Origin of the sequence: Arcobacter pernae (assembly GCF_049472135.1) — a bacterium.
In the GTDB taxonomy this organism is placed as follows: Bacteria; Campylobacterota; Campylobacteria; order Campylobacterales; family Arcobacteraceae; genus Arcobacter_B.
This window is the reverse complement of sequence record NZ_JBMOVV010000008.1, coordinates 32,157-53,516: the sequence shown is the minus strand read 5'-3', so window position 1 is coordinate 53,516 and position 21,360 is coordinate 32,157. Positions and strand designations below refer to the sequence as shown.

At 28.2% G+C, this 21,360-nt stretch carries 24 protein-coding genes and 1 riboswitch; of the genes, 5 read left to right on the top strand and 19 right to left on the bottom strand.

Features of this window, described 5'->3' with window-relative positions; all coding sequences use genetic code 11:
• Positions 1-3: 3 nt before the first annotated feature.
• The 8 genes from rplB to ACH5BF_RS10065 all read right to left on the bottom strand — a co-directional run bounded on the left by rplB (position 4) and on the right by ACH5BF_RS10065 (position 5,719).
• On the bottom strand, positions 4-831 hold the full coding sequence (gene rplB, locus ACH5BF_RS10100) for a 50S ribosomal protein L2 (RefSeq protein ID WP_423274116.1): 828 nt from the start codon (positions 829-831) through the stop codon (positions 4-6).
• A gap of 11 nt (positions 832-842) precedes the next feature.
• Complete coding sequence (locus ACH5BF_RS10095; RefSeq protein WP_254577568.1) at positions 843-1,124, bottom strand: 50S ribosomal protein L23; 282 nt, start codon at positions 1,122-1,124, stop codon at positions 843-845.
• Position 1,125: 1 nt separating this feature from the next.
• The gene (gene rplD / locus ACH5BF_RS10090; RefSeq protein WP_423274115.1) at positions 1,126-1,737 is read right to left on the bottom strand and encodes a 50S ribosomal protein L4; all 612 of its coding nucleotides are present in this window, start codon (positions 1,735-1,737) and stop codon (positions 1,126-1,128) included.
• Positions 1,734-2,309: a 50S ribosomal protein L3 gene (gene rplC / locus ACH5BF_RS10085; RefSeq protein WP_423274114.1), complete on the bottom strand. Its 576-nt coding sequence runs from the start codon at positions 2,307-2,309 to the stop codon at positions 1,734-1,736. The genes rplD and rplC overlap by 4 nt, the downstream gene beginning before the upstream one ends.
• Before the next feature lie 16 nt (positions 2,310-2,325).
• Positions 2,326-2,640, bottom strand: a complete 315-nt coding sequence (rpsJ, locus tag ACH5BF_RS10080) for a 30S ribosomal protein S10 (protein ID WP_423274113.1) — start codon at positions 2,638-2,640, stop codon at positions 2,326-2,328.
• 367 nt (positions 2,641-3,007) lie between these two features.
• Positions 3,008-3,688 (bottom strand): ceramidase domain-containing protein, encoded by a 681-nt coding sequence (locus tag ACH5BF_RS10075; RefSeq protein WP_423274112.1) that lies wholly within the window; start codon positions 3,686-3,688, stop codon positions 3,008-3,010.
• A 65-nt stretch (positions 3,689-3,753) separates the two neighbouring features.
• A complete protein-coding gene (locus ACH5BF_RS10070) occupies positions 3,754-4,941 on the bottom strand; it encodes an ABC transporter permease (protein WP_423274111.1) in 1,188 nt (395 codons plus the stop codon).
• A gap of 205 nt (positions 4,942-5,146) precedes the next feature.
• Complete coding sequence (locus tag ACH5BF_RS10065) at positions 5,147-5,719, bottom strand: hypothetical protein (protein ID WP_423274110.1); 573 nt, start codon at positions 5,717-5,719, stop codon at positions 5,147-5,149.
• Positions 5,720-5,835: 116 nt separating this feature from the next.
• On the opposite strand from ACH5BF_RS10065, the gene ACH5BF_RS10060 reads away from it, so the two are divergent.
• A complete protein-coding gene (locus tag ACH5BF_RS10060) occupies positions 5,836-6,465 on the top strand; it encodes a TetR/AcrR family transcriptional regulator (RefSeq protein WP_423274109.1) in 630 nt (209 codons plus the stop codon).
• A gap of 49 nt (positions 6,466-6,514) precedes the next feature.
• Positions 6,515-6,592, top strand: a riboswitch (cyclic di-GMP riboswitch).
• 101 nt (positions 6,593-6,693) lie between these two features.
• Entirely contained in the window at positions 6,694-6,816 is a 123-nt protein-coding gene (locus ACH5BF_RS10055; protein ID WP_423274108.1) for a hypothetical protein, read from the top strand.
• Between the two features lie 19 nt (positions 6,817-6,835).
• Here ACH5BF_RS10055 and ACH5BF_RS10050 read toward each other — a convergent pair whose 3' ends face one another.
• Genes ACH5BF_RS10050 through ACH5BF_RS10040 form a run of 3 tightly spaced genes read right to left on the bottom strand, consistent with a single transcriptional unit; the run spans position 6,836 to position 10,286 of the window.
• Complete coding sequence (locus ACH5BF_RS10050) at positions 6,836-7,927, bottom strand: vWA domain-containing protein (RefSeq protein WP_423274107.1); 1,092 nt, start codon at positions 7,925-7,927, stop codon at positions 6,836-6,838.
• Between the two features lie 3 nt (positions 7,928-7,930).
• Complete coding sequence (locus tag ACH5BF_RS10045; protein WP_423274106.1) at positions 7,931-8,935, bottom strand: ATP-binding protein; 1,005 nt, start codon at positions 8,933-8,935, stop codon at positions 7,931-7,933.
• A gap of 1 nt (position 8,936) precedes the next feature.
• Positions 8,937-10,286 (bottom strand): hypothetical protein, encoded by a 1,350-nt coding sequence (locus ACH5BF_RS10040; RefSeq protein ID WP_423274105.1) that lies wholly within the window; start codon positions 10,284-10,286, stop codon positions 8,937-8,939.
• A 150-nt stretch (positions 10,287-10,436) separates the two neighbouring features.
• Between ACH5BF_RS10040 and ACH5BF_RS10035 the strand changes: the two genes are divergently transcribed.
• Positions 10,437-10,943 (top strand): hypothetical protein, encoded by a 507-nt coding sequence (locus ACH5BF_RS10035; protein WP_423274104.1) that lies wholly within the window; start codon positions 10,437-10,439, stop codon positions 10,941-10,943.
• Positions 10,944-10,961: 18 nt separating this feature from the next.
• Here ACH5BF_RS10035 and ACH5BF_RS10030 read toward each other — a convergent pair whose 3' ends face one another.
• The 6 genes from ACH5BF_RS10030 to ruvA all read right to left on the bottom strand — a co-directional run bounded on the left by ACH5BF_RS10030 (position 10,962) and on the right by ruvA (position 16,590).
• A complete protein-coding gene (locus tag ACH5BF_RS10030; RefSeq protein ID WP_423274103.1) occupies positions 10,962-12,206 on the bottom strand; it encodes an NAD(P)/FAD-dependent oxidoreductase in 1,245 nt (414 codons plus the stop codon).
• Positions 12,207-12,307: 101 nt separating this feature from the next.
• Positions 12,308-12,796 carry an HIT family protein gene (locus ACH5BF_RS10025; RefSeq protein ID WP_423274102.1) on the bottom strand — a complete coding sequence of 163 codons (489 nt, stop codon included), beginning with the start codon at positions 12,794-12,796 and terminating at the stop codon, positions 12,308-12,310.
• Between the two features lie 11 nt (positions 12,797-12,807).
• Positions 12,808-14,253 (bottom strand): Mur ligase family protein, encoded by a 1,446-nt coding sequence (locus ACH5BF_RS10020; protein WP_423274101.1) that lies wholly within the window; start codon positions 14,251-14,253, stop codon positions 12,808-12,810.
• Positions 14,240-14,959 carry an EstV family lipase gene (estV, locus tag ACH5BF_RS10015; protein WP_423274100.1) on the bottom strand — a complete coding sequence of 240 codons (720 nt, stop codon included), beginning with the start codon at positions 14,957-14,959 and terminating at the stop codon, positions 14,240-14,242. The genes ACH5BF_RS10020 and estV overlap by 14 nt, the downstream gene beginning before the upstream one ends.
• 2 nt (positions 14,960-14,961) lie before the next feature.
• A complete protein-coding gene (locus ACH5BF_RS10010) occupies positions 14,962-16,002 on the bottom strand; it encodes a D-alanine--D-alanine ligase (RefSeq protein WP_423274099.1) in 1,041 nt (346 codons plus the stop codon).
• Between the two features lie 18 nt (positions 16,003-16,020).
• A complete protein-coding gene (gene ruvA, locus ACH5BF_RS10005; RefSeq protein ID WP_423274098.1) occupies positions 16,021-16,590 on the bottom strand; it encodes a Holliday junction branch migration protein RuvA in 570 nt (189 codons plus the stop codon).
• 94 nt (positions 16,591-16,684) lie between these two features.
• Between ruvA and ACH5BF_RS10000 the strand changes: the two genes are divergently transcribed.
• A complete protein-coding gene (locus tag ACH5BF_RS10000) occupies positions 16,685-18,874 on the top strand; it encodes a methyl-accepting chemotaxis protein (protein ID WP_423274097.1) in 2,190 nt (729 codons plus the stop codon).
• A gap of 12 nt (positions 18,875-18,886) precedes the next feature.
• Positions 18,887-19,861 (top strand): diguanylate cyclase, encoded by a 975-nt coding sequence (locus tag ACH5BF_RS09995; RefSeq protein WP_423274096.1) that lies wholly within the window; start codon positions 18,887-18,889, stop codon positions 19,859-19,861.
• 5 nt (positions 19,862-19,866) lie between these two features.
• Here the strand turns inward: ACH5BF_RS09995 and ACH5BF_RS09990 are convergent, their stop codons facing one another.
• A complete protein-coding gene (locus tag ACH5BF_RS09990) occupies positions 19,867-20,217 on the bottom strand; it encodes a hypothetical protein (protein WP_423274095.1) in 351 nt (116 codons plus the stop codon).
• A 77-nt stretch (positions 20,218-20,294) separates the two neighbouring features.
• Positions 20,295-21,359 (bottom strand): tRNA pseudouridine(13) synthase TruD, encoded by a 1,065-nt coding sequence (gene truD / locus ACH5BF_RS09985; RefSeq protein WP_423274094.1) that lies wholly within the window; start codon positions 21,357-21,359, stop codon positions 20,295-20,297.
• Position 21,360: the final 1 nt, after the last annotated feature.

Sequence of the window (21,360 nt, the reverse complement as noted above, 5' to 3'; positions counted from 1 at the left end):
CCCTTACTTCTTTCTTCTTGAAATGATTAGTTTGTCACTAGCTTTTTTCTTTCTAGTTTTGTAACCTTTAGTTGGCATACCCCATGGAGTAACTGGATGTCTACCTGAGTTAGTTTTACCTTCACCACCACCATGAGGGTGATCAATTGGGTTCATTGCAGAACCTCTAGTTTGAGGTCTAATACCCATGTGTCTTGTTCTACCAGCTTTACCAACAACCATATTGATGTAATCTTCGTTTCCAACAATACCAATTGTAGCGATACATACACCTAAAATTTTTCTCATTTCACCAGATGGTAATCTTAAGATAACATACTTGTCTTCTCTACCCATAATTTGAGCATATCCACCAGCAGATCTTGCAATTTGTCCACCTTTACCTGGTTTCATCTCAATGTTATGAACCATAGTACCTACAGGGATAGATTTTAATCTCATAGCATTACCTGGAATAATATCTAAACCAGACTCAGCAGCTTGAACTTTATCACCAACTTTTAATCCAGAAGGTTGTAAGATATATCTCTTATCACCATCAGCATAAGTAACTAAACAAATTCTACAGTTTCTGTATGGGTCGTACTCAATAGTAGATACTGTTCCCTCAACACCAAATTTATCTCTTTTGAAATCGATAATTCTATATAATTTTTTAGCACCTGCTTCTTTATGTCTAGAAGTGATTCTACCGTTATTATTTCTACCAGCTGAAGCTTTTACTCTTACAAGTAAAGATCTAACTGTTGGTTTAGAAGTAATATCAGAAGTATCCATAACAGACATGAATCTTCTTGCAGGAGTTATTGGTCTAAATTTTTTAATTGCCATCTATAATCTCCTTAAGCTGATAGGTTCGCTATTTCAGCGCCCTCTGGTAATGTAACGTAGAATTTTTTGAAATCTGGTCTTTTACCAGGCTTTCCTCTAAATCTTTTAACTTTACCATTTTGTCTTAAAGAATTTACTTTTGATGGAGTAACACCAAAATACTCTTTAAATACTTCTTTTAAACCGTTTTTAGTCATTCTTGGACTAGTTTGAACAACGATTACACCATTTTCTTGAAGCTCGATTGTTTTTTCTGTATATAATATCGCTTTAATATCTGTAATATCTGCCATCTTAAGCCTCTTTTGTTAATGCATCAAATACTGATTTTTCAATTAGTACTGAGTGGTATGCAGCAATTAAATAAGCGTTAACTTCTTGCTTTTCAACCATATAACAGTTTTTAACATTTCTAAACGCTAAGTATGTTTTCTCATCAATTGTATCAACTACAACAAGAGTATCTCTTTTGTCTAGTTTACTTAAAACTGCAACTGCGTCTTTAGTCTTACCTGATTCAACTTTAACAGAATCTGCTACAAATAATGAACCATTGTTAGCTTGTGCATTTAAAGCGAATTTTAATGCTAAAGCTTTTTGTTTTTTGTTAACTTTTTGGTTATAGTTTCTTGCAGATGGTCCAAATACTTGACCTCCACCAACGAATAAAGGAGATCTTTTAGAACCCCATCTAGCACCACCAGAACCTTTTTGAGCTTTAGGTTTTTTACCACCACCGCTAACTTCAGATCTGTTTTTAACTCTAGCTGTATTTGCTCTTAATGAAGATAAGTACGACTTAACATATAAGTATAAGTTGTGAGAGTTAATCTCTTCATAACTTGCTGGTAATGCTAACTCACCATTATTTTCAAATTTCTCGTTTAATACTACTGCATTACTCATTTAGCAACCTTTACTTTTCCTAATGCACCATTTGGTCCTGATACTGAACCTTTAACAACTAAAATTCCAGTTTCAGCGTCAAATGAAACTACATCATTTTTAACACTTACATTTGTATTTCCGTATTGACCTGGCATTTTCTTACCTGGCATAACTCTACCTGGCCATTCACAGTTACCGATTGAACCAGTTCTTCTACCCATTCTGTGACCGTGTGATGCTCTACCACCAGCGAAGTTCCATCTTTTAACCCCACCTTGGAAACCTCTACCTTTAGTTTTGAAAGTTGTTTTTAAAACTTTCGCTTCAGATAAAGGAGCAACATCTAAATCACCAGCTTCAGTATTTGCTACAGTTGCTGTTGCAAATCTATTAAACTCTTTAGATAGATTATATTTTTTTTGTTGACCTTCAATTGCTTTGTTCATCTTCTTTCCAGAAGCATAAGAAACAATTGCTACACCGTCAGTCACTTCACATACCTTAGTATCTAGAACTCTTAAAAGTGTAACAGGAACAGCAGGAACTGAAACAGTTCTACTCATACCAATTTTTTCTACGATAAATTCCATTTATTACCCTTTCTTCTTATTCTTGACCCATAGATCTAACTTCAACATCAACTTCAGGAGCTAAGTCAAGTTTCATTAATGAATCAACTGTATCAGGAGTCGCTGCAATGATATCAATCATTCTAGTGTGAACTCTGATTTCGAATTGCTCTCTTGAATCCTTGTTTACGTGAGGACCTTTAAGAACTGTATATCTTCTGATTTTAGTTGGAAGAGGGATTGGACCTCTTAACTCAGCACCAGTTCTTTTAACAGCTTCAACAATTGAAGCAACACTTCTGTCTAAAACTCTATGATCGTAAGCTTTAAGCTTTAATCTGATTTTTTCCATTTTTTTCCTTTAAAGAACTCGTTAGATGTGCCGAAAAAGCACTCTAACCACATTTAGTGGACGCGGATTATAACTTAAAATGTATTAAATGTCAAGTATTATGGGGTTTTGGTGTAAAAAAACAATATTTTATTTCCTTTATAAAAGGAAATATGTAGTATTTTTAGTATCTTTTTAAGTATAAACTAAGGATAAACCTTAAAAAATAGGACTATTACAAAATGGAAACAATTTACGCTATATACTTGCATTCAACTATTTCAATATATAAAACTATATAGTTATATACAACTATATTCATTTACAATACATACTTTTATTTTATTAAGAATTTAATTTTATTGAATGTCTATTTTAAGTAAAATCTTTAATATTTTGTATTTAGCCTATTCTCTTTTACAGCAGCATGTAAAGTATATAGTAAAATAAACAACATTAGTGCATTTAGAATATGCCACATAAAATGTGTACCTATATTTAAGTTGTTACACAAATATATATCAAATGTTCTAAAAGTAAGAGAAATTATGAAAACAAAAAAAGCAATGACAGAATACTTAAATAAAATTCTTCTTTTAACATACAAAGAGATGCAGAATATAAACATAAAGAATAATGCTGGTGCATATTGTAAAGAGCCGTTTAAAAGCTTTGTATTTGAGTTTTCACTATTTGCAAGGTCAAATCCTAAGTATGCTAAAACAAATACTATTGTCATTATTCGTAATGTTTTAAACCATGTGGCCTTGAAAATTATTCTAAGTATAAACAATACATATAAAACAACAAATGACCATATAGGAATTGTATCAGCAAGAGAACTCCAAGTATTAGCAAAAGTATGAAATAAGAATGAGCCTACACCAATAAAACCAACCATTATGGATAAAAATATATATGGCTTATTATTTAAGCCCTCTTTTTTATGAATATATAGTGCATATAATGAAGCGAGTATAAAAGCTAAATTCGTTAAAGTATTTATAGGTTCAGCCCAAAAAGATGTATCAACTCTTTCACAATATAAATCTATAGATTCTGTCCACATGTGTAACTCCTATTATTTATACTAACATTTAAAAGTTACACAATGAACATACTATCTTTTATAAACTATCTTTCTTCTCCACATGAACAACAATACTTTAAAAATGAAATAGTCATATTTCCACAAGAGTTACATTTTACTCTTAATTCATTTTTACAGTTAGGGCAAAAATTCATTGTTTCATAATTAACCTTATTGTTACAGCTATTACAAATACTTTTATTAAATGACTCAATTTTTGAGATAGTTGTATTTTGAAACTCACTACTACTTTCTCTATACTTTTTTTGTATTCTTATTATTATAAATGTAAAAATGATTACTAAAACACCTAATGCAAAATAGTAAACAACAAATGGTATTTCTAAGTTTGCAAAGAATTGCATAAGCTTTTCAAAAAAGACTTTTGGTAGTAGTGTATAAATTAAAGATATAAATGAAATAATTGTTGGTATTGATATAATCACTAAAATATTCTTTGCAATTACATATACAACATAATTTTCTTTTAACAAAAACTTTTTCATTGAATAAAAAGCAACAAGCAATAAAGGAATTAAAAACGCAAGTGTAATTAAATCTTTTTTCACTTCATATATTTTAATTTGTGCCTTATGATTTTCTTTTATCAAGTCTTTATTTATATCAATATACGAAACCAATTTTTTAATACTTTTTGAAGAAGAAAAAGTTTTTTCTAAATTGTCAATCTTATTAGCTAGCTCTTTATTTTTTTCTAAGTACATATTGTACTTCTCTTTTATACTTGAATCTATGTTTTTTGTATTATCAGTTTGTATGTTTTCAAATAATTTTGTATTATAGTTTTTTCTGTAAAAATCTAACTGATTATTAATAGTTCTTAACTCATTTTTTAATATTTGATTTTCTTTTCTTAATTCATTTATATTATGCTGTTTTTTTACTTCATCAAGTAATGTAACAATTTGTTTACAACTTGGTGATATTTCTTCTTTTTGAATATTGTTATATTTATGTTCATTCTCATATGTATAATAGTAATAACTCTCGAAACTTTTTATTTTATTTGAATTTACAAGATTATTACAAAGTTTAGAATATGAGTTGTTTGGATTGTTTATTATATTTACTTGAAAATCAATTCCCATTTGAAGAATAGAAAGAACAAATAAATCTAGTAATATTATAAATACAATTGTTAGCTTTGAAAGCTTTTCTTTACCCTTAAAAATAAAATTGTTTTTGTAAAAGTCTTTAAAAACATTTTTCATATTAATCCTTTAATTTTTAAATATATTTTTTGGATAGAATATTCTTATTATTAAAATACCCATAATTAAACAAAGAAGTATAGGTAAAGTTAAGTTTATACTAAATAAAAAAGTAATCAATAAAAATATAACCAAAGCTATAGTAATCCACACACTTACTAAAAAGATAAAAATACACCCTATTCTAAAAATTGTTCCCATATAATTACTCATTGTTTAACCTTTGAACTCTTAATATTTCTTCAATTTGTCTTCTATGAATAAAAGTATGCATAAACATAAAACAACTCCAATCATGATTGTTAAAATTAATAAACCAAGGATGAGCTTTTGTCATAGTTGATTGATTTTTCTTATGTTCTTTTATAAACAGCTCATACTTATTCATAAAGTCTAAAAAAATTTTTATTGAATCTTTATCTTTTCCAATAGGCTTCACATTTTCTATTGTAATACTCTTTTTATATTCCTTTTCCCTTGATAAAGAGTCTATTACTTCCATGATTACCTCACTCGTAATATATAAATGTTCACAAATCATATTGATTGAATAATCACTACTATGTTCTTCTATTGCAAAAGTTCTATCTACTTTTACTCTTTTTTCTTTTTCTTCGTCACTTAATAAATTCGTCAAGTTTTCAATAATCTTTCTTTCTCTTTTTAATAAAAAAAGAGCTAAATTCCATGTCATAAGTAATCTTACAACTGGTATCAAAAAGTACCTAATAACAGCTCTTTCAATAAGAGGCAATCCATCTCCTGCTTTTGCTTTCATGTGTAATCCTTCTTGTTATTTAAAGATTTTAATATAGATTATTTTACAAGGAACTTAACTTTAGAGTAATTACTCTAATTTATTAAGTAAAAGCTCTAAAATGTTAAAATACCCTTATGAAAAAAAAGATAGATGCAAAAACAAAAATAAAACAAAATGCCCTTAAACTATTTAATGAAATAGATTCATTAAGTATAACAACAAACCATATAGCAAAAGAAGCAGGAATATCTCCTGGAAATCTTTACTACCACTATAAAAATAAAGAAGAAATCATTCTAGATTTATATCTACAGTTAAGTTCTGAATTTGTTGAACTAAATAGCTTTGAGAAAATGCTTTTACATGAAAATTTTTTTGAAGCAATGGATGAAATGTTCAATCAATATGCAAAACTATTTTTTAAATACAGGTTTATATTAAGAGATGCAACAGTTCTAATAGCTATGGATTCAAAGTTAAAAGAGGCTTTTGCTTCGAATCAAGAATTAAGAATTAATCAAATAGAAAATCTTCTAAACTATTTAATAAAAGAAGGCTTGTTAAAAGAACTAAATAGAAGTTCACTTCATAAAAGAGCTAAGTTACATTGGTTTATTACAGCTTACTGGCAAACATTTGCTTCAACAACAGGAGATGTAACTTTAGAGACACTCCAAGAATCAAAAGAGGTATTTTTTGAATTTATGATTTATCCAAATCTTACAGAAAAAGGAAAAGATTTAATTAGAAAAATGAGTAAATAAAACTAAATTTTTCCCACAAATAAGCTTTTTGTAATAAAAAATAACTTAAAATTAATATAGCCAAACCTATCGTGAGGTAGGGACGGAAAGTCACGGGTCTTAGATTTAAGATAGCCGGATTGCACACTCTTATATCCAATGCAATTGGCAATTTTAATCTAGTCTACGAATTAAAATCAAGAAGTTATACGCGAACTTGGCTTCTTTGGACATTCTAGGAGATTAAAAATGAGAACACTAATGATTAAAGGATTTAAAAACAGCTGCATTTTAGCTGCTTTTTCATTCGCACTTATATTACTTATGCATATGCAAAATAGCATACCTGTTTTCAGACTATTTACAACATAAAAATTAATAATATAAGAGTTTAGATTAATAGAAGTTTTCTTCCAAAAGGAACTTCTATATCTTCACTTAGAACCCAAACACTCTCATATGAAGGTTCCTCATTGGGAAACTTACCAAAACCATCAGTAAAATATAAAAGTAAATTTACCTCATCTATATTCTCATCTATATAAATAAAAGTATTCTCAAAATTTGTACCACCGCCACCTTTTAAAGTATATGACAATTCATCACCAGCATATAAAATATGATGTTCATGAACTTTTACATCTGCAACTAATAAATCAATCTCAAAATTTTCAAAACTATTCATAATTAATTCTACTTCTGCTAAAAACTTCGATAGTAATTTACCATCAATTGAGCCAGAACTATCGATACAAACTACTAGTTTTGCTTTTGTTCCCTGTAAAGATGGCAATGCAAAACCTTGAGAAATATATCTCTTGTTAGGAGGTATTAATCTATAATCAAATCTTACAGACTGCTCTATGATATTATAAAGTTCTTGCTCCCAAGATATTTTTCCTTCATATATATTAGGAACTAGAATTTCTATTCCTAAGGGTAAATCACCTTGTAATTTAGCTTTATTTAAAAGCTGTTCATGCATATCTTGTATCTCTTGATTATCATCTATTTCTTGTTCTTGATGTCTTTCAAACTTTATTTGAGATACTTGTTCAGGAGTATGTTTATCATCATCAATTTCATTTTCTAATGCTGAGTATATTGCTTCTGCACTCATATCATCAAATCTCTCATCATAATTTACCCCATCAGGTAATTCCAAGCCATTATTTACAAGTAAACAATTTATTGCATAATCAGTAGCTAAAACCCAAAGCCACTGCATTCTAGAATCTACTCTTTTATCATGTAAAAAAGCTTGATGCATTGCTGAGTTTGTAAGCACAAAACCTAGTTCTTCATCACTTAAAGAGTTTATATAATCATCGTTGTATTCAAAATTTAAACTTGTTGAGAGATAAGTTTTTAAATCTTTATTTAAAACAGCTTTTTGACTTGAAGCAATAGAACCAAAATAAGGCTGTTCTATTATAAGAGAAGACTTAACTCTTGATATTCTTTGCTCTATTTGATTTTGCAAAATTTATCCAATCAAAAACTTATTTGCATCACTCCATGTTTTCCATGAAGGTGAACTCTCTATATTGATACCCTCTTTTTGAATATCTCTAATAAGCATTACTGAGAACTCATTTGGCAACTCTAAAGAGTAATTTAAAACATTTGTGATTCTTTTGTTATCACCTTTTTGCTTTAAAGCATAAGTTAAACCAGTACATAAAGCATATAAAACAGAATTATTAGATGGTACAGTATCTAACTTTCCTTCTAATATATCATCAATACTTGGTAACTCTTTCATAACCTTACAATAGTTCATAAACTCTACAGCACTATCTTTTCCAATGGCACCACTTATAACCTCTTCTAGTAAACCTATATCTAAATTTGATTTTAATATATCATCAACATAAGACCATGATCTAGGAGTTGCAAAAGATTTTTCTTTCGACTTTGCATCAAAAGTAAATAGATTCTCACTTTTGTAAGATAAAAATGAGATAATTCTACTATCTATATTAGAATCATATGCCCATTTTTTCCATTCATCAAAATCTAAATCAAAATCAAGATGAACAAACCTATTTGCTAATGGTGTTGGCATTCTATAAGTTACACCTCTATCAGTTTCATAATTTCCTGCTGCAATGATTGCATAATTTTTAGGAAGAATATACTCACCTATCTTTCTATCTAAAATTAATTGGTATGCAGCAGCTTGAATAGTTGGAGGAGCTGAATTTATTTCATCCAAAAAAAGTATTCCTTCCTCTTCAATCTCACTATTTGGTAAAAATTCAGGTTTTGCCCATACTGCACTTTTTGTTTCACTTTGAAAAAAAGGAATACCTCTTAAATCTGTAGGGTCTAATAAACTTAGTCTTAAATCAATAAAATTCATATTTTTTTGATTAGCTATTTGTTTAACAAGTGAAGATTTTCCTACCCCTGGATTTCCCCAAATAAATACAGGTACTTTACTTTGTATCAAAGATTCTAAAGAGTTTTTTAAAGCACTCGCTTTCATTTTACATTCCTATATTTTTTCTTGTAAACTCTCTAAAACTATCATTATTAGAGATAATTGATTTTAAACCACCATCATACTGAAATTGTAATAATACCCCAATAGGAGTAGAAGTATTTGCACATAAAATCTCATTTATAGCTCTATCTTCTTTTAGACTTAAATCTTTTAAAATTGTACTTGGTGTTTTAATATTTGAAGCTAAAGAGATATTAACATCATAATCATTTAAACTATATAGAAAATCAAACTGTTCTTGATTTAATGCTTCATTATGAGCTAAAGAGATATTATAGATTTTATCCTCTTTTTTTAAAAATTCCTCTACTCTATTTTTAGGACAATTTTTATTTTTTAATAGATTTATATTTGAATTATCAATATTTTTAGCAAATGCTTTATCAATCATTTCACTTGTTAAACTACTATTCATACTTAAATAAATAAGTGAAATATCATCTATATTTTCAAAAAACTTTTCAAAAGAATTTTCATCTAATTTTATAGTCTTAAAAAGCTGTTTTTTTAGAATATCATTATCTAAAAACTCTTCAATCATTGAGTCATCATAATTAGAAGCTTTAATCAATGAAAGATTTACTTCTTGTCTACCTTTTTCAAAAAGCTTTTTTTGAATCATAGGAGAGATTGCTTCATTTAATGCCAAAAATTTTAACTCATTTACTCTATTGTTTTTTATAATCTGCAAATGCATGCTCTTTGAACTATTTGGATTTAAAGCAACAACTTCTTTTAAACTCAAAGGTTGATCTTCATAAGCATTTTTACTTGAGATTGAAAAGTCTGGCATATTATAGATAACTTCTAAAAGTTTTGAACTATTAGCTTCTAAAGCTGTATAATATACACCAATAGGAGCATATTGTATATTATGATTTGTTTCAACCAAACTACAAAATCTCTCAACTATTTTTGTACAAACATCTCTATTTTCATCAGTATCATATATATCTTCATTTTTAAAATCATATAAACTTAATAGTTTTATAAATATCTCATCTTCAAAATACTCATTACTTAGAAGTTTTATTAACCTCTCTTGGTTTTTAGATATTTTAATAGCAACTAAAATTGAATCTATATCTAGATTCTTTGAAAACTCCTCTTCTAATTTATCAATTTCTAAAATATCTAATTGAGTCAATGAAAGTTCATATAACTCCTCTTCTATAACAATAGGTGTAAATTTACCCTTTATAACAATATCTGCTTTTTGTATACTATCAACAAGAACTGCACCCTTTTGCAATAAATACTTTTCTAATTCTTCTAAATCAATTAGGTTTGTTCTTCCTGTAAAAAATATATTTTTATTTTTATAATCATTCATGTTGAAATCTTATCTCACTATTCTTTAAAATACTTAATTAAATTAAATATTTAAGTTTTTATTTATATAAATAGTTACAAGTCATACACTGTTCATTTACTTTTTTATTGTAGAATTAAGTTATAACAAAATGAAGGGAGTTGATATATTATGAATATTTCATCAATTGATAGTTATGGTTTAGATATACCAGACTATTCTGATTTTTCTATACAACCTTCAAGTCAAACTTTTGAAACACCAGATCCAGTAGACCAAATTGCTCCTGTAAGCGAGATTGGTTCTGCTTCAGTTGTAAGTATAAGTGCTGTTGCACAAGAAGATATTCAAACACAAGCTTTACAGCAGGATTTTCTATACAATTTAGATGAATTAAAAAATGGAAATATTTCAAAAGAGGATTTTTCCAACTTTCTTGGAGATAGTGGATTAAATAACTTAAATTTACAAGAGCAATTTTTAAATACAAAAAATGATATTACTACAGATGCAAACTACGCAGCAGCTCTATTTAGTGTAACGCAAGAAACTGCAAATAGTAATAGCGAAAATAAACTTTCATCTTTTGCTAATATGATGGATAAAATAAATGAGCAAACGCAAAGTGCTGATGTAAGAGATAAATTACAAGCTTATACAGCAAATCTTAGAAACTAAATACTTATTCTTTGGACCCTACCCTTGGTAGAATCCAGAGAAAAGAAGAACATCATCATCTTCTTCATTTTTCAAATCATTTACAATTAGATTTTCAAGTGTTTTTGCAATACTTGGAGCAAAAGTCATTCCAAGCCAACCAAGTCCCATTGCATATACAAGATTGTCATACTCTTCATCTTTTCCAAATAATGGTCTATCATTTGGTGTTAACGGTCTAAAGCCACTCCACTCTTTTATATTCTTCATCTCAAAAGGTTTTGTATACTTTTTAAAGTTTTCTTTTATACTATCTATTTGAGCTTTTACAATAGCAGGATTTGAAGAACCTAACTCTAGTTTTGAAGTAAGTCTTACATCATTTCTTCTTGGTGTCATCACAATAAATAAGTCATTGAATAAACAAGAAGTTTTAGGTTTTAATTCTTCTGGCATATCAAAAGTAATACTATAACCTTTTGCAGGTGTCATTAGAAGCTCTTTTTTTCTTCTTTTTGCTAAAAGTGTTTGATATCCTGTTGCCATTATAAAACTATTTGCTTCGTATGTTGCACTTTTTGAACTAACACTTACTACTTTTTCATCACTAAAACTAATGTCTTCTATTTTTTCATTTAATATTATTTCAACACCATTTTCAGTTAGATATCTTTTCATTTCAAGCATTACTCTTTGAGGATCTAAATGGGCATTTTTCTTAAATAGAATTGCTCCTTTTACATCAGAACTTGCACAAGGTAAATACTCTTCAATTCTATTTTTAGTAAGTATTTCAAATCTATTACTATCTTCATAGTTATACTGTTTTAGCTTTTTATCATAACTATCTTGCTCTGTAAAAACAGATAACATTCCAGTATGGTGAAAATCAAAATCTAAGTTTTCTTCTTTTTGAATTTGTTTATAAAAATCGATTGTTCTTTGCCCATATTTTTCAAAAAGAATAAGTGTTTTTTTTAGTCTTTCTTCATTTGCATTTTTCACAAAAGCCAAAAGCCATTTAAAAAGTTCATAGTCAAATTTAGGATGAAGTTTAACAGGAGACTCCCCTTTTAACATCATTTTTATTGTTTCACCAACAACTCCCGGATGACTTAAAGGTGCTTTATCAAAAGAGGATAATAAACCTGCATTTCCAAAAGAAGTATTATTTGTAATATCATTTTCATCTATTAAAGTAACTGTTCTACCTGCTTTATGCAAGTAATAAGCACTCATTAAACCAATAATACCTCCACCAATTATTACGATATCTCGTTTCATAAAAAATCCTTAGAATATTTTTTAAATAATATATTAATATTTTGTATTTTTGTAGATAAAATATGTGGAAATATTATATTATAATTTAATTAAGCAAGTAGTTATAAGAAGTAGTTTGATGCACTATTTTTTAATTTGTTAAAAATCTCATCAAAATTTGCAGGGTAAACTCTGTTACCTCCAATTGAACTAATAAAGTTAGTATCCCCAAGCCATCTTGGAAGCATATGATAATGAACATGTTGTTCTATTCCTGCACCTGCTGCTTTTCCTAAGTTCATTCCAATGTTTACACCTTCACAAGGCATAACTTCTTTTAGAAGCTTTACACCTTGTCTTACTCTTACACTCATAACTTCCCAAACTTTATCATCTAGTTCTTCTATTTTATCAGTATGAAAATGAGGTATTACCATCATATGACCAGGAGAATAAGGAAACTTATTCATAACAACATAACAATACTCATCATGGAATAAAACTTGAAGGTTTTCATTATCTAAATTTTTTGAAATGTGACAAAAAACACAACCTTCAATTTTTTCTTCACTAACATAAGAGTATCTCCATGGGGCATATAAGTGTTCCATATTTAGTTATCCTATATAAAATTTGGTGCATCATTTGCAAAAAGGATTAAATCTCCTGACCTAGTTTTCTCTGCTAAAGTCTCTTCCATTTTTGATTTATCTTTTAAAATAAATACTTTATTCTCATCAATATTTGAACTTAGTAAATGAGAGTTTAAATCCCCTGTAATAATCGCAAAATCAAACTTTTCATTAATTGCATTTGCAAGTAACATATTTGCTTCATCTGTTGACTCAACTAAACCAGGTGTTATAATTACTTTTCTTCCTTCATATGAAGAACAAATATTAATTCCTTCTAACATACCTTCTATATTACCGTTAAAAGAATCATCAATAATTACTTTTCCACCTGCTTCTATTTTTTGAAGTCTATGCTCTACTTGAGGTAAGTCTTGAAGTGCTAATTTAATCTCATCTATACTCATACCTAAATGATGTGCTACTAAAATTACAGCTGTTAAGTTGATTGCATTAAAGCTTCCAAGAACAGGAGCATGGAAATGTTCAATTTGCCCATTTACTTCCACATCAAACCAAATACCATTTAAATCACTTTTTGTTACATGTAAACCATTTGGAAATTTAGTGATAGTATCATAATCTTTTATATGTGTAGACTCATGAACAAATCCCATTTCCATTTTTGGTGATTTTAAAAGTTCCATTTTTGTATGAATAATATTATCAATTGTTTTGAAGTATTCAATATGTGCTTCACCAATAGAACCTACTACACAAATCTGTGGCTCTAAAAACATTGCAATCTCTTCAATATCACCTTTTACTCTTGCACCTGCTTCTGCAATATAAACTTGTGTATCATCAGGTAAGTCTCTATTTACATCTAATACAATTCCAGCTATTGTATTTACAGACCTTGGTGTTTTGTATGTTTTGTACTTATTCTTAAGAACATGATGTAAGAAATTTTTGATTGATGTTTTACCAAAAGAGGCTGTGATAGCTACTGTTTTTAAACCTCTAATATTTTCATATCTTTGTTTTGCTTTATGTTTAAAAGATATAAAAAATATCTTTTCTAAAATAGTTGAAATACCATAAGCTAAAAGTAATGGTGCAAAAATAAATTTATTTGAACACTCTTGGCTAGCCAAGCAAAGTGCTGTTAATATAAACGTTGTAAATAAAAGTATTGTTAAAAATCTTTTAACTCTTGCTGTTAAAACCAAAGGTCTATCTAGTTTCTTATTCCATAAAACAAAGCTTACTAAATATAAAGCATAAAAATAAATAGCATAATAAAGTTCAGGAATCAGATAAAAAAGAACGATTGGAGCTAAGAAGTAAGTAATATGCCACTGCCATTTGTGGTGTTTTAAAACAACTCTTTCGATTTTGTAGTTGTACCATTGAAGGTTAGTAATAAGGTACCAACCTAAACTCATTATTAAAACTATGTGTGTAAATATATTAAAATATTCAAGGTATTGCATTTTCTATTCTCTCACTAATATCTTTTGCATTTTTAGCAAAGAAGTAATGGTCACCATCATATGATATAAATGTTGAGTTGTTTATTAAAGTGGCTATTTTTTTACCTGAATCTAAGGAAGTGGCTGTATCTTTTTCTCCCCAAAAGATTAAAGCTTGATTTTCAAAAGCTTTAAAGTTTGAACTAAAATCTTCATTTACAACATTTTTAAAAGTAGCATACATATTTTCACTCATTGTATTTACATCTTTACTTCTAAATGCTTTTGTGATTTTACCTAAGCCAATTGAGTTAAAAAACTTAGACATAGCAATTTTAAATTTAACATCGAAAGGTTTTTCTTCTAAAATTCCTGCTGTACTTAATAATACTAAATTTTTAGGCTTTAAAAGTGTTGCTACTTTTCCACCATAAGAATGACCAGCGATTATGTCTTTTGAAGAGTTTAACTGCAATAAAAACTCTTCTATTACTTTTGCATATAAAGGTGTAGTTAGTTCATAAGAAGTAGGACTTTTGCCAAATCCAGGCATATCAATATAGATATGTCTAAAATCCTTCAAATATGAACCAAAAGAGTTTTTCATAATCTCTTTATTTGATCCCCATCCATGTAACACAATAAAATCTTTTTTTGCACTTGGATTTACTAAATCATATGAAATCTCAAACTCTTTATTTTCTATACATACACTCTTTTTAGCCAAAACTACTTACCTTTAGCACTATGAATTTTATTTACATACTCATATGAAATTGGAATGTGTTTTCTTTTTGGAAGATTTGAAGCTACTTCATTTAATAAAGCATTAAAATCATCAAATAAATAGTTTGCCATTGACCCTGGAATTGAGTTAATTTCATTTAAATATACTTCATCATCAATAACAAAGAAGTCACATCTTATTATTGAACCTTCAAATAAGTTATTATAAATTCTTTTAAATGATTCTTTTACTTTTGTATTTAACTCTTCTCCTAAGTCTACTGCTTTAGCTTTAGATGTTCTTGAGAAGTCTAAATATTTCTTATCAAAATCTAAGAATTCAGCTTTTTGAGGTTCTTCTAGAATAGAGAATTTAAATTCACCATTTACTTTAGTACCAGCTAAATTATACTCTTTTACACCACTAATAAATGGTTCAATAATAATTGCATCATCAAATTCATATGCTACATCTAAAGCATAATCTAATTCTTCTTTTGATTTTACAATAGATACACCAATTGAACTACCTAATTTAACTGGCTTTAAAATTACAGGATATTGTTCAATCTCTACTTTATCACCTTTTGTAAAATATTTATAATCAACAACATTTACATCAACAGAAGAAGCATAACCTTTTGTTAAAAACTTATTTGAACTAACAACACAAGCCTCTACTCTTGGAGCTAAATATGGAATATTGTAGAATTCAAAAAGTGAAGCTACTACACCATCTTCACCATCACCACCATGCATTAATGTTAAAGCAATATCAAAATCTAAAGGTTTTTCTTTAGAGAATAAACCACCCTTTTTATAAAAACCATTTCTTGCAATACTTAATTTATCAAATTTTTTATAGTCCCCTGAACTAAAAAGTTTTGATTTAATTACATCAGTTGGGATATGATAGAACTCTCTATTTTCATCTAAAAATATATAAACTAATTCATTTTTTAAAACATCTTTCATAGCTATTGAACTTACTATTGAAATCTCATGTTCAAAGCTTATCCCACCGAAAACTATTGCTATTTTCATTAAATTCCTTTTATGATTTTATTTTTGTAATTTTTTTAAAGCCTCTTTTACTAGGTCACTAGTATTTGTAGCTTTACAAGTTTTTAAGATTTTTGAAACCATATCTTTTTTGAATCCTAAAGATTCTAATGCAAGGGCAGCTTCTAATGAAGCAGATGCAGTTTGATTGTGTTCTTCTGAACCATCATCACTATCAACAATAAATCCAGATAACTCTACTAAAATTCTACTTGCACCTTTTGGACCAATTCCAGGTACCCTTTTTAGCATTGATACATCATTGTCTGTTACTATTTGAGAAAAAGAGTTTGGAGTAAATGTAGAACAAATTGCCAGTGCTACTTTTGGACCTACACCATTGATCTTAATTACTGTATCAAAAAGCTTCTTTTCATTAGGATCCAAGAAGCCATAAAGAGTATGTGCATCTTCTCTTATTATTTGAGTTATGTGTAGTGAAATTTGATTATCTGTGATTCTTTGAGAACAGTTTAGAGACACATGTACTTCGTATATTATGCCATTTACATTAATGTTTAATAATGTGGGCTCTTTTTTAGTTATTTTCCCTTCAAGACCTACAATCATTTTCTCACTTTTTGTTAAATTTTATGTTATATTTAATATTTTATAAATAAATTAGATTATATAATAAATACACTTAAAATTAAAGGCTGCAAGAATGTTTGATTTAGTGACGAAAAAGATTAGTAATAAAATCATATTTTCTCTATTGGTTTTACTTACTATTAGTACGTTAACAATTGTTTATTTTAGTACTAAAGAAGTTAGTAGAAATACGATTCAAAACACAAAAGAAAACTTGGAAATGTTAAATGCTGCAATGTTCCAAAGTTTAAGAAATGCGATGAATACAGGAGACCCTGCTCAAATTAAAAAAGCAGAAGATGATGCAAGAGAAATTAAAGGTGTAAAAAACTTAACAGTTGCAAAGAGTAAAGCTTTAATGGAAATGTACCCTACAGAGGGCGCTTTATTTACTACAGATCCTGAAATCTTAAAAACATTTGATACAAAAAAACCTTTATTATTAGAAACAGATGATGACAATGGCCATGCATTAAGAATGGTTAAACCAATGATTGCATCACAAGAGTGTTTATTATGTCATGCGAACCAAGCAGAAGGTGATGTTATTGGTGTAATGGACTTAACATTCTCTTTAGATGAAGCTGATGATGAAATCTGGGATTTATTAGTTCATATTTTAGTTGTTGCAACAATAGCTGGATGGATTACTATTTTATTTGTATTCTTTATTGTTAAAAGAGCTACTAATACAATTGGTGATTTAAAAACTGGTTTTGAAAAACTTCTTGAATCAAATGACCCTACAATTACACTTGATGTGCAATCAAAAGATGAAGTTGGTGAAGTAGCTGATTTATTTAATGCTTATATGGATAAAGTTAGAGCCGGACTTAAAAAAGATGCAATAGTAATTGAAGAAGCTAATGATATTTTAGAAAAAACAGCAAGTGGATTCTTTGTTTATCAAGTTCAAAGTACAGCCTCAAATCCACATGTTGAAAATCTAAAAAATCAACTAAATTCTATGATTTCCCATACAAAAGAAACCTTAGATAAAATCAATGAAACACTTAGAAAATACTCTGAGTCTAAATTTGACTATAAAATTGATGATAAAGGAATTTATGGTGATTTAGGTTCATTAGCATCTGGTATTAAACTTGTAGGAAATAATACATCTGAAATTTTAGCTATGATTATGAATACGGGAGATTCTTTAAAAGAGAATACAAATATTTTATCTAGTGCTTCAAATAATCTTTCTGCATCTTCAAACCAACAAGCAGCCTCACTTGAAGAAACAGCAGCAGCACTTGAAGAGATTACAGCAAATATTCAGTCAAATACACAAGCAACAGTTAGAATGTCACAGCTTGCACAAAGTGTAACTAACTCAGCTAAAAAAGGTGAAAGCTTAGCAAATAGAACTGCTGGGTCTATGGATGAGATAAATACACAAGTAAGTTCAATTAATGAAGCAATTGAAGTTATTGACCAAATTGCATTCCAAACAAATATTCTTTCATTAAATGCGGCAGTAGAAGCAGCAACAGCAGGTGAAGCTGGTAAAGGTTTTGCAGTTGTTGCTCAAGAAGTAAGAAACCTTGCTTCAAGAAGTGCTGAAGCTGCAAAAGAGATTAAAGCAATAGTTGAAGCAGCTACAAACAAAGCACAAGAAGGTAAAGTTATATCTGATGAAATGATTGAAGGATATAAAGAGCTAAATGAAAATATTTCAAATACAACTGTAACTATTGAAGAAGTTGCAACTGCTTCTAAAGAACAAGAAAAAGGTATTATTCAAATTAATGATGCAATCAATACTTTAGATCAAGCAACTCAGAAAAATGCACAAGTTGCAGGTGAAATTTCTCATATGGCTGAAAATATTGCTAGTATGTCAAACTCTCTTGTAACAGCAGCATCAAGAGCTTCTTTCTTAAAAGAATCTTTAAATAAAGTTTGTGATGTTGATTTAGTTTATGATACAGCAGAACTTAAAGTAGATTTACTTACTAGAAAAGATTCAACTTATTCTAAATTGGGAAGTTTTAACTCTTGGAAAGTAGAAGAAGATTCGACTCTTAAATCTTGGTGTGAAAAGCATAAAAATTCAGGTAAAAAACAAAACCCTGAAACAATGAAAGAACTAACTGAGCTTACAGATAAATTTAGAGCAAGTCTTCAATCTTTAGTTGATGCAAATGCAAATAAAGAGGCAAATGAATCACTTAATCAAAAAGCAAAAGATGTAGAGATAACTACTCTTAAAATATTTGGTAATTTAAATCATTTAAAAGAGGATGCCTGTAAAAAATAAAAGGATAAACCTTTGATAGAACATAGTAGTTTTGATGACAAAACCATAATAGAAGGAGAGTTACTTTTATTTAGAGCTCTTTGGAATACATCTAATGATAATATGTTTATCCTAACAAAAACAAAAGATGGTGAGTTTACTACAAACAGAGTAAATCCATCTTTACTTCAAACTCTTCAACTTGAAAAACATCAAGTTGAAGATATCTGTCTAAAAGACTTACTTGATACAGATACATACAATAAAGTAAAAAAAACTTATGAAAAGTGTTTAAATCTAAATAAACCAATTTCTTATGAAGAAGTTCATAATGTAAATGAGAGTAACGAAAAAAGATATTGGAATACAACAATACTTCCTGTTATAGATGAGAAAAGAGATATTATTAGAATTTTTGGAGTTTCAAGAGAAATTACAGAACTTAAAAAAGCAAATGAAGTCTTAGAAATAAAAGTAAAAGAAAGAACTGCCGAGCTAGAAAAAGCACTAAAAGATATAAAAGAAATTTCAATAACTGATAAATTAACACAAATTTATAATAGAAGATATTTGGATACTATCTTAGAGAATTCAAATAAAAACTTAAGAAGATATGGAACTTGTTATGCTGTAATGATTTTTGATATTGATGATTTTAAACAAATCAATGATAATTATGGTCATCAAACAGGAGATATTGTTTTAAAAGAGTTTGCAAGACTATTAAAAAGCTCTATTAGAGAGACTGATATACTTGGAAGATGGGGTGGAGAAGAGTTTTTACTTATTGTTCCTCATGCAAATGAAGAGAATATTGTAAATTTAGCAAATGCTTTAAAACAAAAAATTGAAAAATATGAGTTTTTAAAAAATAAAAGTATTACTACAAGTATAGGTATTAGTATCCAAAACAAAGAAGATAATCATGAATCTTTAATAATTAGAGCAGATATTGCCCTATATAAAGCTAAAAGAAAAGGTAAAAACTTAGTTGAACTAGAAAGATAGTACTACTAAGCTTGCATTTGTTTTATAAGTTCTTCTAGTTCTTCTTCACTTAGATTATCATCACTATCAATATTTTTTGCACTATTTGCAAGATTGTATTGAGATTTATCTATATCATTTTTTTCACAAACAAAATTTACAACTTTTTCTATTCTTTGTCTATATAAATCTTGATGTTGAAGATGTCCCATTGCATCTGAGATTTGTTTTCTAATTTTGTTTTTTTCATGTTCTATAACATTTAAACTCTCTGTAGAGTCTGATATATTTTGTAGATTTTCATATATTAATGTAGCGTTATTTTCTGATTGTTTTATAACATCACACAACTCATGTATTAGCTCTTCATACTTCATATGTTTTCCTCGAATATACTTAATACATGAGTTTAACCTATTTTTACTTAATGAAAAGAAAAAACAGTTTTTTATTACTAATGGATTATTTCTGCAATTAATTCTGTTGCGTAAGAACCTTTTGGAAGATAAAATTGTAACTCCATCCAGTTCTTATCTTCTTTATAATTACTCTCAACTTCTTCTGGAAAAACCCATGCGAATCTTCTTGCTCCATCTTGAAAAGTTTTAGCATCAAACTCTTTTTCAATCTCATATGCTAGGCCTTCACTATTTTTAACTCTTTTACCAGCTAAAAGACCTGTTGGAACTCTATCTCTTTCATAAAACTTATTTGATTCTGTTTCTAAATCATCAATACAGAATATTTTTCCAAAAGGATAGTGAGAAAGTAAATCTCCAGTTACTAGCTTAAATGGATGTGGTTGTTTTTTCATTTCTTTTACAACATCTAGTGGTAAATTTAATTTTTCACAAATATCTTTAGGTTCAAAGGCATCAACTAACTTTGAAATTTCTATTCTTTTTGAAAGCCAAGAATTAAATAGATAACTTTGATAAGCATTAATATACATTTGCTTTAAATTCTTTCTTTTCTCTTTTAATTTACCATCAATAATATCTTTACCTTTTTGATAGTTATCACCCTCTATTCCAAATCTTTGGAAGCCAAAATAGTTTGGCATACCAAGAGTAACAATATTTTCTAAAGCTTGTTCTATTTTTCTTTGATCTACAAGGTTAACTCTTTTTAATCTAATAAAGAATTTATTTCCTTTTAAATGCCCTACTTTAATTTTATTATTATGGTAAGTTTTCTCTAAGATTTTTATATTTGGATGATCAAAATTATCTATTTTATCTTCAAAACTTTTATGAAGAGAAATAGACTGAACTGTCATTGCATTTTTATCTTTTAAACCTGCGTATCCGATATCTCTTACTTTACAACCAACATGATTTGAAATAATCTCAACAGCATCCCAAGTTGATAAATCTTTTTTTCTTATTTTTAAAATAAGATGTTCACCTTCCCCCGAGAATTCGTATAAAGGTATCTCTGTTACAACAAAGTCGTCTTTTGTTTGTTTAAATACCACATCAATCTTTGCATGATTTAAATATCTTTGTAATTGTTCCAAT